The sequence below is a fragment of the Sphingopyxis sp. Geo48 genome (assembly GCF_949769155.1).
Taxonomy (GTDB): domain Bacteria; phylum Pseudomonadota; class Alphaproteobacteria; order Sphingomonadales; family Sphingomonadaceae; genus Sphingopyxis.
The window spans coordinates 1,255,876-1,270,593 of record NZ_CATKPA010000001.1 but is presented as its reverse complement, the minus strand read 5'-3'; the positions used below and the strand labels follow the sequence as shown (position 1 = coordinate 1,270,593).

Genomic DNA, 14,718 nt, shown 5'->3' with positions numbered 1-14,718 from the left:
TCAAAAGGATAATCTCTCCATGGCAGTCGAAGTCCTGTTGCCCAAAATCGGCTTTTCAATGAACGAAGGAGAGCTCGTCGAATGGCTCGTCGCCGACGGCGGTCAAGCGGTCGAAGGCGAGCCGCTCTATGCACTCGAGAGCGAGAAATCGACGCAGGAGGTCGAAAGCCCGGCCACGGGAACCTTACGAATTCGCGCAGCGATCGGGGAAACCTATCAGGTCGGCGCTATCCTCGCGGTCATCGAATAGATGGGCCGGCTCGACGGCAAGGTAGCCCTGATTTCCGGAGGCGCGAGTGGCCTCGGCGCGGCCGAGGCCGAACTTTTCGCCCGCGAGGGCGCCCGCGTCGTCGTTGGCGATATCCAGATCGAGGCCGGACAAAATGTCATAGACCGGATCGTTGCCGCGGGCGGCGATGCCGCCCTGACGCCGCTCGACGTCACCAGCGCCGAAAGCTGGCGGCAGGCGGTGCGATTCACCGTCGAACGGTTTGGCGGGTTGACCACGCTCGTCAACAATGCCGGCATTTTTCGCATGGGCGGCGTGCGCACGACGACGCCAGAAATCTGGTCCGAGGTGATTGCCGTCAACCAGACGGGAACGCTTCTGGGCATGCAGGCGGCAGTGCCCGAATTGCTCAAGGTCGCGGGCGCCGCGATCGTCAACATCGCGTCGATCTATGCGATTACCCCCAGTCCCGACGCCCTGTCGTATCACGCCTCGAAAAGCGCGGTTCGCATGATGAGCCGGGCGGCGGCGCTCGAATTCGCCCGGCAAGGCATCCGGGTCAACACAATCCTTCCCGGACGGATCGACACGCCGATCGCCGGCAACATTGCGCCGGAGCAACTGGCGGCGGTCAACGCCCGAATCCCTATGGGGTGGACCGGCGATCCCATCGATATCGCACACGGAGTCCTCTATTTCGCTTCCGATGACGCGCGCTATGTAACGGGGGCAGAACTGATCATCGATGGCGGCTGGTATGCCGGCGCCGGATCGATGATCGACGCACCGGAACCGGAAGGAAGCTAGATGGAAATCGACGGCGTCGCCGCCATTGTTACGGGCGGTGGATCCGGCCTCGGCGCGGCGACGGCGAAACTGCTCGCCGCGCGCGGCGCAAAAGTAGCGATCCTCGACCGCGACCCTGTCGCGGGCGAACGGAACGCGACGGAAACAGGCGCCCTGTTTGCGGAATGCGATGTCACCTGCGAAGCGAGCGTAAAGGCTGCTCTGGACGCCGCAGAGGCTCGGCACGGCATCGCGCGCATTCTCGTCAATTGCGCTGGAATCTCGGACCTCGTCAAAACCGTTGATGAAGGCGGAAAGCCCCATCCCCTAGATGCCTTCCGACGGATCATCGACATCAATCTGGTCGGGACGTTCAACACACTCTCGCAGTTCGCCGCCAGACTATGCGCTGCCGACCCGATCGGAGAAGAGCGCGGGGTGATCGTCAACACATCGTCGATCGCCGCCTTCGACGGCATCGCCGGGCAGGCCGCCTACAGTGCGTCGAAGAACGCTATAGTCGGAATGTCGCTGCCCATCGCGCGCGATCTGGCTCCGCACAAGATCAGGATTGTCGCTATCGCTCCGGGCACGTTCCTCAGCCCGATGGTCGAAGCCCTGCCGCAACATTACAGGGACGCGCTCGCCGCAGGCGTACCGCATCCCAGCCGGCTCGGCCGTCTGGAAGAATTTGCGGAATTCGTCGAGACGGTCATAGGCAGTCCGATGCTGAACGGCACCTGCGTCCGCTTCGATGGCGCTGCCCGCCTTCAGTAAACTCGGCGATGATCCGCTGCGATTCCGATTCTGGTCGATTGGAGACGGGCAGCTTTTCGACTAGATCAAGCATAACCTGCTGCCCGTACGCGCGCCTCATCGATCGAGAAGCCAGGGTAGACACAAAGAATCAGTTCGACGGTTTTGCTGGGACCCTCAACGAGGCGCCTGAAGCGCCATTGCTTCTTGGCGGGGCCGAAAACGACGATGGAAAGGCCGGGGACCTCCCGGTCGGCCGGGGAACCGCCCTTCAGCCGGTCAATATGCGTGGGCGTTAGAATTACACTCTCGCTCATGGCAACATCGAGGTGATCGAGGCGATGAAACACTCGCGAAAATTCTCGCGAAAGATGTGTCCAAACCGGTCCAAATCTGTCGTGAGTTGTCCGAATAACTCACTTCTGGAAGCGGAAATGCCGACATGGGAACAGCCTCGAATACTGGCAGAAAACTGCCGGAAAAGCCAGGTTTTGAAGGGGTTAGCGACTGGTAGCGGAGGAGGGATTCACACGAAAAACATAAGATACTGATTTATAACAACGTTCTTGATCGTCGTGCCGATAATTCCGCTCAATCCACCCCCAATTTTACCCCTTCGCGACAGGCCGTGCCGAAATATCGACAGGCCGACATGCGCGATCCCTGCTACGCCCGAGAACGCGGCTGTTTACAGTGTGATCGCAGAAAGGACCGCAGACTATCGACAAACACCACGGTTGCACGGCCGACCTTGGCTGCCTCGATGTCGCCGGAAGCGATGAGCTGGTAGATCTTGGATTTGCTGAGCCCCGTCATCCGTACTGCGTCGGGAATGCGAACGCTTATCGGCCCAATCGGGGGCGCGTCGTCGCCATTCGTTGCAGGCTGCCGGGCCGACATCGGACTATTTCTTACGTGCCCGGCTGAACGAGCGGTCGCTCGCCAGGAAGCCGCTAAGCATGAATGGAATGAGGTCCGGTACGGACTCGCGTCGGCCGTAGGCCGCCTCATAGGCCTCGGCGTAGTCGTTCAGCGCTTCGATGAGATCCGGCATGACGTTGATCGTGATCTTAGCCGGCGTCCGATCGGGCAGCCTTGGCAGCTTCAAATCAGCCATGACGGCCTCCCCAGGGTCCGGGCAATATGATGTCTTTGTGCACGACCACCCGTAGCGGCCAGCCGGGACGCACGCGCAAGGTCGGCTGGATATTGAGATTGCGCGTGACGAGCTGATCGCCGGCGCGCGCGCCGCTCTGCTGCGCTGACTCGCGGATCGCCCGGACAAGGTCGCTTTCGGTGCTGCCGAAGCTCAATTCAGTGCCGACGCCCAGCAGTGTCGACAGGGCGACGCCCTTCAGAAGTTGCCAAGTATGCCGGTCGATCCGGTCGGACAGACCCGCATAGCCCTGCGTATCGGTCGCCGGCACATTGTCGATACGAATCGACGAGCCGTCGGGCAGGATAATCCGCTGCCAGACGACCAGCGCACGGCTCTGCCCAAACGCTACAACGCTGTCGTAGCTGCCGATCAGCCGCGATCCTTGCGGAATGAGCAGACCGCGCCCGGTCACACTGTCATAGACGTTCTCCGTGATCTGCGCGGTGACGAGCCCGGGAAGATCCGAGTTGAGCCCGGTTATGAGGCTCGCGGCAATGATGCTGCCGGCCTGCAAGGTCCAAGGCGATACGGACTGCGCCAGCGCGTGCGGATTGATGTCGTCGTCGCGATTGGCGTGGCCGACCAATTCGTTCTTGCGCCCCTGGGCGTTAGGATCTCGGTCAGGGTCGAGGAGCGGCTTGGCAGTCTCGGCCGATGCTGGCGGAACACTTGCATCGGTAGTCACCGGTGCAGGGGCGGCGGCGCGACCGCCGCCCGCCAATTGCAGCATGACGCCAGACTCGCGTGCGGCCTTCTGCTCAGCGGCGATGCGCTGGCGCTCGGCTTCGGCTTCCTGCGCGGCCCGGCTCACCGCATCGGCAGCGGGGTCAGGGGGAACCATCCCGCCAAGCTGCCGCTGGCGCTCGAGGATCGGCCGCCCGAGATCACCGGGAAGCGGTAGCCCGAGCTTCGGCACGTCGCCATAGCTCGTCGGCGCGCCCGCGAGCGCATCAGGCGGCGCCTTCGCGCCAACCAGCTTTTCATCGCTTCGTGCGATCAGGCTCAGGGTCGCGGGCTTGAGCGCCAGCCAGGCGACGCCGATGATCGCGGTCGAGCCGGCGGCAGCGATGGCGACGATCGCACCGCGGCGAAAACGGGTGACGCGGCCCGGCGCCGCGCGCAGAACGAGCGTTTCGGGGTCGGCTTTGGGCGCCGCGATCGGCGCGGAAGAAGCGGTTGGATCGGTCACGCGCCCCTCCCGGCCTTGCGCTGCCGGCTCTTCGGCTGGGCGGCGGTGATACGGACAATCTGCTGTTTCTTGCCGCCAAGGCGCAGCTCGGCGACACCGAACAGGCGGTCGACCACATAATAGCGGCCGGCGACGCGATAGTTGACGAGCTGGGCCTCGCCATCCTCGCCAATCACGAACAGCGGGGGCGCCTCACCCACGGCGATCGCAGGCGAGAACTCGATGTAGGTCTGCCGCCCATCGTCGAACGCGCGCAGCGGCCGCCAGGCCGGCTTGTCGCCCGAGATCGCATAGTTGAAGTTGAGGCTTTCGACCGAGAGGCCCGACGCGATCGGCGTCGCCGCCACGGCTGCATCGCGCTGACGCCGGAGCGCGATCAGCTCGTCATGTGGATAGGTCCAGGAGATCGCCGCCATCGCGGTCGCGGGCGTGCTTTCGAGCTGGAGATGGTAGGTCCGGCGATCGGTAGCAATGACAAGGTTTGTGCGTAGGCCCGCCGAAAACGGCTTGACGAGGATGTGCACGCGCTTGCTTTCGCCGATGCCGCTGGTGGTATCGCCGACAGTCCAGCGCACGGTGTCGCCGGCGGCGACGGACACAATCGTTTCGCCCGGCTGCAAGGCAATGTCGGTGATGCGCTCGGGCGCGGCATAGAGCCGGTAGAGCACGCCTTCCGCCCAGGGATAGACCTGGACGGCATATATATATCCCGCGCTCGACGGCTCGCGCAGTGCCGCCCGGTTGGCGGCAGTGACGCGCGCGGTGGGTGACGCGGGTTCGCGGCTCTGCGCAGCGACGCCCATGGCAAGCGCCATCGCGCTCGCCGCCAGGATGAGGGCACGGATCATTGGTCGGTCCTTTCGGGGGATGGTGCGGCTGCGGGTTGAGCAAGGGTCGGATCGAGCGGCGAGCCCAGCGGAATGTCGGTGGGCGGCGCGACCGGGAGTGATTGTGCGGGATCGGGCACGGCCGATGGTTGCGGCGAAGGCGGCCGGTCCTGAGGCGTTTCCAGTTCGCGGCTCCAGTCGATCGCGTCAACATAGAGACCGAGCGGGTTTTTTCGGAGCACATCGGCCAAGCGCGGCGGCTTGATCTTCACCGTGAGCATCGCCGTCCAGCGTGACGTGCTGGCGAGGCTTCCCCGCTCATATTGCTGCTCGGTCCATTTGACCTGGAAGCTCGTATCCGACGCGCGGACGACGCTCGTCACCTGCACCGAAACCGTCTTGCGCCCGACATCGGCGAACGGATTGGAGGTGCGGGCATATTCGCCGAGGAACAGTGACGCACGTTCGGTCGCGAAATCATAGGCTGATAGCCAGTTTTCACGCATCAATACCGGATCGAGCGAGCGCGCTCGAACGCCGGTGATGAACCGGCCGAGGAACCATGCGATCTGCGGATCGGTCGGCCGATAGTCCTTGGCGGCAGGCGCGACGGCCTGTGCTTGCCCGAGTGCATCGACCTCGACCACATAGGGCACGACGCGGCTTTGCATCGATTGCCAGACCAGCGCGCCCGACAGACCAGTGGTCAGGAACAGGCCGCCGAAGGCCATCAGCCGCCAGTTCTTCGCCTGTGCGCGAGCCGAGCCGATACGCTCATCCCAAAGCTGGCCCGCTCGTTGGTAGGGTGTCTCGGGTTCGGGCGTTCGCCCATAGCGCTGCAATGCGCGTCGAAATTTCATCGCTCAGTCCCTTTCCTTGATGTCTGGAGTGGCGCCAGCGCCGCCGCGGTCGCCGCCCTGGATTGCGTGGATCGCCATCTGGCGGCGGTGGCGAGCATTCTGGCTGGCATGAAGCTTCTGCGCCCAGGCGGGTGTTCCTTCAGCTGCGCCTATCGGCGCGGCTGCGGGGGCGGCGCCGCCGGCACGGGTGCTTCCTGCTTCCCATGCGGCGCGCTGCCCACGATCGGCGGCAGCGCTAACGCCGAGACCGCCGCTCATCCGGTTGGCAGCCGCGCCGCGCATGGCGGTCGCAACGCCGCCGAGGCCCGCGCCGACGCTGGTCGAGCCCGAGGTTTCCTGCCCGAGCTTGTAGGCAGTGGATGCGGCAGACCCCATCGATGTACCGGCGCGGATCGCGCCGAGACCGGCCCCCGCGAGACCGCGTGCCGCGCCGACGGCGCCAGCGCCTGCCATCGCAAGACCTCCGCCGGCAAGCACGGTAGTGGCGATCACCGATCCGGCGCCGAGCTGCGGCGCGCCGGCGACGAGGCCGGATGCGATTCCCGGGCCGAAGATGGAGAGGCCAAAGATCGCGAGGCTCGCGAGCATCAGCGACACGGCCTGTTCGATCGACACCTCGTCGCCGGTGATCGCACTGGTGAAGTCGGCGAAATAGTTAGAGCCGATGCCGACGATGACCGCGAGCACCATGACCTTGATGCCCGAACTGACGACGTTCCCGAGCACCCGTTCGGCGAGGAACGACGTGCGGTTCCACAGCGCAAAGGGCACGAGCACGAAGCCGGCGAGCGAAGTAAGCTTGAATTCGAGGATTGTGATGAAAAGCTGGATCGCGAGGATGAAAAAGGCGGCGATGACGACGACCCAGGCGATCACCAGCACGGCGATCTCGATGAAATTGTCGAAGAAGGCGATCGGGCCAACCAACTCCTTCGCCTGCTCGAGGAGCGGCCATGCTGCCTCGAAGCCGGTCCCGGCCAGCTTGCCGGGTCGCAATAAATCGTCAGCCGTAATCGCGCTGCCCCCTGCGGTGAGGCCGAGGCCGGCGAAGCTGCGAAAGATGATATCGGACAGTGTCGAGAAGCTGTTGAGGATCAGGGCGAAGACGCCGACATAGAGGATCTTTTTGAGGAACTTGGCGATGACGTCGTCTTCGCCGCCGAGCGCCCAGAACAGCCCGGCGAGCGTGATGTCGATGCCGATCAGGATCGTGGTCAGGAAACCGACGTCACCGCCCAACAGGCCGAACCCGCTGTCGATGTAGGAGGCGAAGGCCTCCATGAACTGATCGATGACATTCAGGTCATCCATATGGGCGGGTTCCTGCTTGAAGTTGAAAGGTGTCGCGGGGACCGGCGGCCATGAGAGGGGCAAGCCCTACGGCCCCCGCGACGAGACAGGTTCGGACCCGGGGGGAGCTGGGGGCGCGGTCCTCGCCTGCCTCAGCTCATTGGCGTGGCGTGTAAGCCTTGCCGTCGCCGAGGAAGCGGCGCGTCGACTCGCGTGCCTCGCGCGCGATCTGGCCCCGCTGCGCCTGCTCGACCGATTCCGCCCGGAACTGCGCCGCCATCATTTGCTGAAGCTGGAGCTGCTGCTTGGCGGTGAGCGCGAGAAGCTGGTTCGTGGCCTGCTGCGCCTGAAGCGAGCCTTCCGCGCCCTGGCTGCGCGCGACGATGTCGGCGAGCGCCTGCGTGTCGCTCCGTACGTTGTCGACGATGCGGTTCTGGACCCCCATCGTCTGGCGAAACGCGGACATCGCGGTATCGAGTTGATCGCGTGCGCGAGCCACACGCTGATCGCGGCGGAACACCTGATCGAACTCCTGCGGGTAGAGCTGGCGGAAGCGCTCGTCGAGCTGATCGATGCGGAAGTCGACGCCCTGCGCCTGGCCCATGAGCTGGTCGATCTGCTGGAGGCGCTGGCGAAGCTCCTGAAGTTGCGGGAAATCGATCCGGGACAGGTTCTTGCCCTGGTTGATCAGCATCTGCGCTTCGTTCTGGAGACTCTGGATCTGGTTGTTGATCTGGGCAAGCGTGCGCGCGGCGGTGAGCAGGTTTTGCGAATAGTTCGATGGATCGAACACACTGAGCTGGGCCGCGACGGGCGTCGAGGTCAACGCGATGCCGATACCGAGCGAGCCGACGGCGCCGAGCGCGAGAGCGGAGAGGCACGCATATTTGCGGATAGGGATACGGGGCACGGGAAATTACTCCTTGTCTTCTGGGGGGCGGGCGGCAGGGTGACGCCCAAGCAGGTCGGCCGCCCAATCGAGGCCGGCTTGGGAGAGAAAGGTCGCGGCGAAGTCGGCCTGGCCCTTTTCGGCCAGCACCGCGTCTATGCGCTTCTGGCTGTCGGGATCGGACGCGCCGCACAACGCCAGCGCGATCGGGCCTAGCCCAAGCTCGAACAGCCGGTTGCCGCGCGCTGATTGCAGATAATATTGCCGCTTGGGCGTCGCGCGGCTGACCAGTTCGATCTGGCGCGCGTTGAGACCGAAGCGGACGTAGACCGTCTGGCCCTGCGGCTCGATCGCCCGATCATTGGGCAGCAAGATGCGCTGCGGACAGCTTTCGATGATGGCCGGCGCGATCGTGCTGTCGGCGATATCGGCTAGGCTCTGTGTCGCGAACACGACGCTGACGTTCTTCTTGCGCAGCACCTTCAGCCACTCACGGATGCGCGCGGCGAACAGCGGGTGGTCGAGGAACACCCAGGCTTCATCCAGTACGAGAAGCGTCGGCCGCCCGGTGAAGCGCTCCTCGAGACGATGGAACAGGTAGGTCAGCACGGGCGCAACGACGCCCGCCTGCCCCATCAGCGCTTCAGTCTCGAAGCACTGCACGTCGGCGATCGCTAGATCGTCTTCGGCGGCGTCGAGCAGGCGGCCGAACGATCCTTCGAGCGTATAGGGCGCGAGCGCCGATCGCAGCGGTGCCGATTGCAGCAGCAGCGACAGGCCGGTGAGCGTGCGTTCCTCGATCGGGGCGGTCGCGAGATTGGTGAGCGCCGACCAGACGGCCTCCTTGATCTCGGGTGTGACCAGTACTTTCTCATGGGCGAGCAGCGCGCCGATCCATTCGGTCGCCCAGGCGCGTGCGTTGGAGCGATCGATGTGGCGCAGCGGCTGGAAGGCGATCGTTCGCCCGCCCACGTCATCGGCATGACCGCTCTCACCGCCAAGCCCGAGCGCGTGATGCGCGCCGCCCATCGCCAGCACGGCCGCGCGCGCCGAAAATCCCTTGTCGAAGACATAGACCTGGGAGTCTGGATATCGCCGGAACTGAAGCGCGAGCATTGCGAGCAGCACCGACTTTCCGGCCCCGGTGGGTCCGACGATCAGCATATGACCGACGTCGCCGACATGCGTGCTGAGACGGAACGGCGTCGAGCCGCTGGTTTCCGCATAAAGCAGCGGCGGACCGTCGAGGTGCGGATTACGCGCCGGTCCTGCCCATACCGAGGACAGCGGCATGAGATGCGCGAGATTCAGGGTGTGGACGATCGGTTGCCGGACGTTCGCATAGACATGGCCCGGCAGGCTCGACAGCCACGCCTCGACCACATTCATGCCCTCGCGGATGCAGGTGAAGCCGAGCCCGTTGACGATGCGCTCGACCGCGCGGACCTTTTCCTCGACGCGGGCGCGGTCGATATCGGCAACGGTGATCGTCGTCGTCAGATAGCCGAACGCGACATGATCGCCGCCGAGCGCCTGCAAGGCGAGGTCGGCATCGACCACCTTGTTGTCGGCATCGCTGTCGAGAAGCTGGACCGGCTGGTTGTAGATGACTTCGCGCAGCAGCGCGGTGATCGACTTGCGCTTGTTGAACCACTGCCGCCGCAGGCGAGTGAGCGCTTTGGTTGCGTCGGTCTTGTCGAGCGCAATGAAGCGCGTCACCCAGCGATAGCCAAAATCCTCATGGTTGAGTCCGTCGAGGATGCCGGGACGGCTCGCGTTCGGAAATCCGAGGATGGTGAGCGTCCGCAGATGCTCGTCGCCGAGCATCGGTTCGAGCCCGCCGGTCAGCGGCGTGTCGGCGAGCAGCCCGTCCAGATAGATGGGCGTTTCGGGCACGGCGACGACATGGCGGCGCGCGGAGATCGCACCGTGGAGAAAGGTCAGCATTTCGCTGTCGCCGAGCGCGCGCACCTCGGGCATGAAGCCTCTGAACAGGTCAAGCGCACGATCCGTCTCGGCGATGAAGCCGGCAAGCGCTTGTCGCCAGTCGCGGCCCTTCGCGTCGTCGCTGCGCTCGATCAGCGCTCGGCCCGCCGTGTCCGCCTGATCGGGCGGAGGCAGGAGGGTGAGCGTCAGATAATAGCGGCTCTCGAAATGCGCGCCCGCGCTTTCGAACGCCGCGCGCCGTTCCTCATCGACCAGCCACGACGCCGCATCGGGAAAGCTGCTGTCGGGATAACCCAGCGCTTCGCGCCGCTCGGCCTCGAAATGGAGTGCCCAGCCCGAGCCGAAGCGCTTCAGGACATTGTTCGCCCGCGCGCAGGCGGCGACAAGCTCGGCTTCGGTGGCGGATTCTAGATCGGGGCCGCGGAACCTGAGGACGCGCAAAAAGCTGCCGTCCTTGTTGAGCACCACGCCGGGCGCGACAAGCGCCGCCCATGGAAGATGATCGGCGAGCCGGTCGGCCTTCTGACGGTATTCGCGCAGATTCAGCATGACAGATGCCCCTTCTGGCGAAGGTGGCGGACAAGGACCGGGGCGAAGTCGGGATCGCGCTTGGCGGCGAACACCGCGAGAGTGTGCCCGAACGCCCACATGGCCAGCCCGGCGATCCACTGCTGGAGACCGAGTCCGAGCGCGGCCGCGATCGTACCATTGACGATCGCGATCGCTCGCGGCGCCCCGCCAAGCAGGATCGGCTCGGCAAGCGCGCGGTGCATCGGCGCCTCGAACCCCTCGATATGGCTGGCGCCATAGGAATTTGGCGCGTTCACGAGATGAGCGCCCCGCCGCCGAAGCTGAAGAAGCTGAGGAAGAAGCTCGACGCCGCAAACGCGATCGACAGGCCGAAGATGATCTGGATGAGGCGCCGGAACCCGCCTGCCGTCTCGCCGAACGCGAGCGTCAAACCGGTGACGATGATGATGATCACCGCGACGATCTTGGCGACAGGACCCTGGACCGATTCGAGGACCTGCTGAAGCGGTTCCTCCCACGGCATGCCCGAGCCGGCGGCCTGCGCGGTGGCGGCGAGCGCAAGCCCGAGGCCGATGGCGGCGCCGGTGAGGAAGATGCTCCGACGATCGGGAATACGGGCAGGAATACGGGACAAGCGCATGGTCATTCTCCTTGGGGTTCGAGGGCGTGGTCGGGAGTAAGGTCGAGGACGGCGTAGCCGCCGTCGGGATCGAGGCCGGCGACGCGCGCGATCGTGTCGACGCGGCGCGCGAGGCCGCGCCCGGCGATGAACACGATCATGTCGATGGCGTCGGCGATCAGCCGGCGCGGAACGGTGACGACGCTTTCCTGCACGAGCTGCTCGAGCCGGTAGAGCGCCGACACTGCCGAATTGGCGTGGACGGTTGCGATGCCGCCCGGATGCCCGGTGTTCCAGGCTTTGAGCATGTCGAGCGCTTCGCGCCCGCGCACCTCGCCAACGACGATGCGATCGGGGCGGAGCCGCAATGTCGAGCGGACAAGATCAGCCATCGTGACGCCGCCGGCTCCGGCAGTGCCAATCGTACGCGTGCGCAGCCCCACCACGTCGGGCGCGGCGCATTGCAACTCACGCGTGTCTTCAATGATGATGACGCGTTCGTCGAGGTGCGCCATCTCGGCGAGCAGCGCGTTGGCAAGCGTCGTCTTGCCCGAACTGGTGCCACCCGCGACCAGGATGTTCTTGCGCTCGACCACGGCCATCGACAGCAGTCGCGCCGTGTCGGCGGGCATGATGCCGTCCCGCACATAGTCGAGCAAAGTGTAGATGCGCGCCGCGGGCTTGCGGATCGAGAAGCACGGCGCGAGGCTGACCGGCGGCAGGATACCCTCGAACCGCTCGCCCGCGCCTTCGCCGTGCGGTGGCAGCTCGGCTGACACGATCGGCGCATTGCCATGAACCTCTGTCCGTGCGTGGCTGGCAACCAGGCGGATGATCCGCTCGACCTGCGCGGGCTCATATTTGGTGCCGGTATCGATCCGGCCTTCGCCGAGTCGATCAAGGCGCAACACGCCGTCCGGGTTCACCATGATCTCGATGACCACCGGATCGGCCAGCGCTGCGGCGATGGTCGGCCCCATCGCGGTGCGCAGCATCGCGCGCCGACGCCCTGCGGAATTATCGGAGCCGAAAAGCGTGTCGCTCATCGCCCACCTCCATTGTCTTTCGCGGAGGCAGCAAGCGTGCGCTGGCCGCTGGCGAGCGCTTCGCCGACGCGGGCAATGAACGCCTCGAAGCGGTCTCGGCCGATCGCACGCGCCGCTTCGTCGGCTTCGGCCAAAGGGGCCTGCACCATCAGTTCATAGCGGATGAACAGCGCCAGGCTCTCGAGCAGCACATGCCCGTCACGCTCGACACGCCCCAGCGCGAGCGACATGCGATCGAGCCGCTGGCTGAACTTGTTCTCCAGCTCGCTCGCCGCCTGCCGGTTGAGCCAGGCGGTGAGCGCGTCGGTGAGGATCGCCGATTTGGACGCGCCGGGCTGGCTCGCCAGCGCCTCGAAGCGGTGGCTCAGATCTTCGGGCAGGAAGAGCTGGTAGCGGACGCGGTTGGGTTTGATCGCGGCCATTGTCAGAAGTCCGGCAGCATGTCGGCGCTGCGACCCTGATTGATCGCGTGAGCGCGGATCAGCGTGCCGGTGGCGCCGGCGCGGTCCATCGCGTGCTTGTCGGCGATCGTGTCGGTGTCGTCGCTGTCCAGGCCGAGCAGGTCGAGCTGCTTTGGCGGCTCGGGTTTTTTGGCGGGTTCTTCGCCGAGGCCGGGGTGGCGCTGCTGTTGCAAGCCGCCGTCCTCATCCGCCTTCGCATCGTCATCGGGCTTGCCGAGCCGGGTATCGGGCGCGCGGACCAGTCCGCTCCAGTCGTTGGGGCGTGCCTGCGGCCGGTCGGGATAGTCTCCGGGCGCGGGCTGCGGCGGCGGTGCGATCCGCTCGCGGAAATTGCGGTCCTCGTAATAGCGCAGCTTCCTCGCGCGGATCGGGGCCATGCCGGAGACAAGGACAAGCTCATCCTTGGGCGGGAGCTGCATCACCTCGCCGGTGGTCAGGAGTGGCCGGGCGGTCTCCTGCCGGCTGACCATGACGTGCGCCAGCCAGGGCGCGAGCCGGTGGCCGGCATAGTTGCGCATCGCGCGCTGTTCGGTGGCGATGCCGAGCGCGTCCGAAATCCGCCGCGCCGTGCGCTCGTCGTTGGTCGCAAACGCGACGCGGACATGGCAGTTGTCGAGGATCGAGTTGTGCTCGCCATAAGCCTTCTCGATCTGGTTCAAGGACTGCGCGATCAGGAAGGCGCGCACTCCATAGCCCGCGAGAAAGGCAAGACTGGTCTCGAAGAAGTCGAGCCGCCCCAATGCCGGGAACTCGTCGAGCATCATCAGGAGCTTGTGCTTGCCCGCCCTGGCGGGATCGGCATCGAGCTTTTCGGTGAGGCGGCGGCCGATCTGGTTGAGCACCAACCGCACCAGCGGCTTGGTGCGGCTGATGTCCGATGGCGGGATGACAAGGTAGAGCGAGACCGGATGGCCGGCCTCGACGAGATCGGCGATCCGCCAGTCGCAGCGCGATGTCACCGCGGCGACGGTCGGGTCGCGATAGAGCCCGAGAAACGACATTGCGGTGGAGAGGACGCCGCTGCGCTCGTTCTCGCTCTTGTTGAGCACCTCGCGCGCCGCCGAGGCGACGACGGGATGGATCTGCGGCGCATCCTTCGTGCCGAGGTGATTGGTGGTCATCATCCGCCGGAGCGTGGCGGTGAACGGCCGCTGCGGGTCCGACAGGAATGTGGCTACCCGTGCGAGCGTCTTTTCTTCCTCCGCATAAAGGACGTGGAGGATCGCGCCGACCAGGAGCGAATGGGAGGTTTTCTCCCAGTGGTTGCGCCGTTCGAGCGCGCCTTCGGGATCGACCAGGATGTCGGCGATGTTCTGGACGTCGCGGACCTCATGCTCGCCGCGCCGGACCTCCAGCAGCGGGTTGTATTTGGCGGAAGCGGGATCGGTCGGATTGAACAGCAGGACGTGGGAGAAGCGCGCGCGCCAGCCGGCGGTGAGCTGCCAGTTCTCGCCCTTGATGTCGTGAACCACGGCGCTGCCGGTCCAGCCAAGCAGTGTCGGTATGACCAGCCCGACGCCCTTGCCCGAACGGGTTGGCGCGAACGCCATGATATGTTCGGGGCCGTCATGCCGGAGATAGCGGCCGCGCGAGCGGCCCAGGAATACGCCGGCATCACCGTAAAGGCCGGCCCGCTCGATCTCGTTCGGCCTGGCCCAGCGCGCCGAACCATAGGTGGTGACGTGACGCGACTGCCGCGCGCGCCAGAGCGAGCCTGCGATCGCCGCGCCGCAGCCGATGAAACCGCTCGCGCCGGCGAGCGCGCCGGCCTTGTCGAAAACATGCGGCGCATAGGCATCGTAGTGATACCACCAGGGGAAGAGCGCCCAGGGACGATAGACCGGCGTGCTTCCAGCCATGAACCAGGCCGGACCAAGTTCGGGCTGGTAGGCGAGCATCGCCGCCGCCCATTGGGTCGCCGCCCAGAGGCCCGCGATCACGATTGCGAACACGACAAGGATCTGGCCGATGAGCAATTTGGTCGGGGTCACGTTGAAGCTCCCGCCCATACCGCCGGATGCGGTCGGGGCGCGGCTTCAAGACTCGGCTATGGGCCGCCCGAAATGAACGGAGCCGCTGGGGGCTGGTGGGTGACCGAAGGAGATCACTCGTCGGCGACTGACTCAATA

General features: G+C 65.4%; 17 protein-coding genes. 3 read left to right on the top strand and 14 right to left on the bottom strand.

All coding sequences use genetic code 11. From position 1 onward, the window contains the following. Positions 1-19: 19 nt before the first annotated feature. Genes QOL79_RS06535 through QOL79_RS06525 form a run of 3 tightly spaced genes read left to right on the top strand, consistent with a single transcriptional unit; the run spans position 20 to position 1,792 of the window. Positions 20-250 (top strand): biotin/lipoyl-containing protein, encoded by a 231-nt coding sequence (locus QOL79_RS06535; RefSeq protein ID WP_058454872.1) that lies wholly within the window; start codon positions 20-22, stop codon positions 248-250. Beyond that, positions 251-1,036: an SDR family NAD(P)-dependent oxidoreductase gene (locus QOL79_RS06530; protein WP_283419009.1), complete on the top strand. Its 786-nt coding sequence runs from the start codon at positions 251-253 to the stop codon at positions 1,034-1,036. Continuing rightward, positions 1,037-1,792: an SDR family NAD(P)-dependent oxidoreductase gene (locus tag QOL79_RS06525; protein WP_283419008.1), complete on the top strand. Its 756-nt coding sequence runs from the start codon at positions 1,037-1,039 to the stop codon at positions 1,790-1,792. Between the two features lie 65 nt (positions 1,793-1,857). On the opposite strand, the gene QOL79_RS06520 is transcribed toward QOL79_RS06525, so the two are convergent. From QOL79_RS06520 to QOL79_RS06455, 14 genes are all read right to left on the bottom strand, one after another. Further along, positions 1,858-2,121 (bottom strand): Arm DNA-binding domain-containing protein, encoded by a 264-nt coding sequence (locus QOL79_RS06520; RefSeq protein ID WP_283419007.1) that lies wholly within the window; start codon positions 2,119-2,121, stop codon positions 1,858-1,860. A 316-nt stretch (positions 2,122-2,437) separates the two neighbouring features. Next, positions 2,438-2,671, bottom strand: a complete 234-nt coding sequence (locus QOL79_RS06515; RefSeq protein WP_051035681.1) for a helix-turn-helix domain-containing protein — start codon at positions 2,669-2,671, stop codon at positions 2,438-2,440. 4 nt (positions 2,672-2,675) lie between these two features. Continuing rightward, the gene (locus tag QOL79_RS06510) at positions 2,676-2,888 is read right to left on the bottom strand and encodes a DUF2274 domain-containing protein (protein WP_017499928.1); all 213 of its coding nucleotides are present in this window, start codon (positions 2,886-2,888) and stop codon (positions 2,676-2,678) included. Next, positions 2,881-4,119, bottom strand: coding sequence for a TraB/TrbI/VirB10 family type IV secretion system protein (locus tag QOL79_RS06505; protein ID WP_017499929.1), 1,239 nt, complete (start codon positions 4,117-4,119; stop codon positions 2,881-2,883). The genes QOL79_RS06510 and QOL79_RS06505 overlap by 8 nt, the downstream gene beginning before the upstream one ends. Further along, a complete protein-coding gene (gene trbG / locus QOL79_RS06500; protein WP_006635655.1) occupies positions 4,116-4,967 on the bottom strand; it encodes a P-type conjugative transfer protein TrbG in 852 nt (283 codons plus the stop codon). The genes QOL79_RS06505 and trbG overlap by 4 nt, the downstream gene beginning before the upstream one ends. Next, positions 4,964-5,806, bottom strand: a complete 843-nt coding sequence (gene trbF, locus QOL79_RS06495) for a conjugal transfer protein TrbF (protein WP_026108910.1) — start codon at positions 5,804-5,806, stop codon at positions 4,964-4,966. The genes trbG and trbF overlap by 4 nt, the downstream gene beginning before the upstream one ends. 3 nt (positions 5,807-5,809) lie before the next feature. Next, the gene (trbL, locus tag QOL79_RS06490) at positions 5,810-7,117 is read right to left on the bottom strand and encodes a P-type conjugative transfer protein TrbL (RefSeq protein ID WP_017499931.1); all 1,308 of its coding nucleotides are present in this window, start codon (positions 7,115-7,117) and stop codon (positions 5,810-5,812) included. 136 nt (positions 7,118-7,253) lie between these two features. Next, a complete protein-coding gene (gene trbJ, locus QOL79_RS06485) occupies positions 7,254-8,006 on the bottom strand; it encodes a P-type conjugative transfer protein TrbJ (RefSeq protein ID WP_017499932.1) in 753 nt (250 codons plus the stop codon). Between the two features lie 6 nt (positions 8,007-8,012). Then, on the bottom strand, positions 8,013-10,481 hold the full coding sequence (trbE, locus tag QOL79_RS06480) for a conjugal transfer protein TrbE (protein WP_017499933.1): 2,469 nt from the start codon (positions 10,479-10,481) through the stop codon (positions 8,013-8,015). After that, complete coding sequence (locus QOL79_RS06475; RefSeq protein ID WP_051035683.1) at positions 10,475-10,705, bottom strand: VirB3 family type IV secretion system protein; 231 nt, start codon at positions 10,703-10,705, stop codon at positions 10,475-10,477. The genes trbE and QOL79_RS06475 overlap by 7 nt, the downstream gene beginning before the upstream one ends. Positions 10,706-10,755: 50 nt before the next feature. Next, the gene (locus QOL79_RS06470; protein ID WP_017499935.1) at positions 10,756-11,109 is read right to left on the bottom strand and encodes a TrbC/VirB2 family type IV secretion system protein; all 354 of its coding nucleotides are present in this window, start codon (positions 11,107-11,109) and stop codon (positions 10,756-10,758) included. Continuing rightward, complete coding sequence (trbB, locus tag QOL79_RS06465; protein ID WP_017499936.1) at positions 11,106-12,128, bottom strand: P-type conjugative transfer ATPase TrbB; 1,023 nt, start codon at positions 12,126-12,128, stop codon at positions 11,106-11,108. Before trbB ends, QOL79_RS06470 begins: the two co-directional genes overlap by 4 nt. Continuing rightward, the gene (locus QOL79_RS06460; protein WP_017499937.1) at positions 12,125-12,550 is read right to left on the bottom strand and encodes a YlcI/YnfO family protein; all 426 of its coding nucleotides are present in this window, start codon (positions 12,548-12,550) and stop codon (positions 12,125-12,127) included. Before QOL79_RS06460 ends, trbB begins: the two co-directional genes overlap by 4 nt. Before the next feature lie 2 nt (positions 12,551-12,552). Next, complete coding sequence (locus tag QOL79_RS06455) at positions 12,553-14,580, bottom strand: conjugal transfer protein TraG (RefSeq protein WP_038292469.1); 2,028 nt, start codon at positions 14,578-14,580, stop codon at positions 12,553-12,555. Positions 14,581-14,718 lie beyond the last annotated feature (138 nt).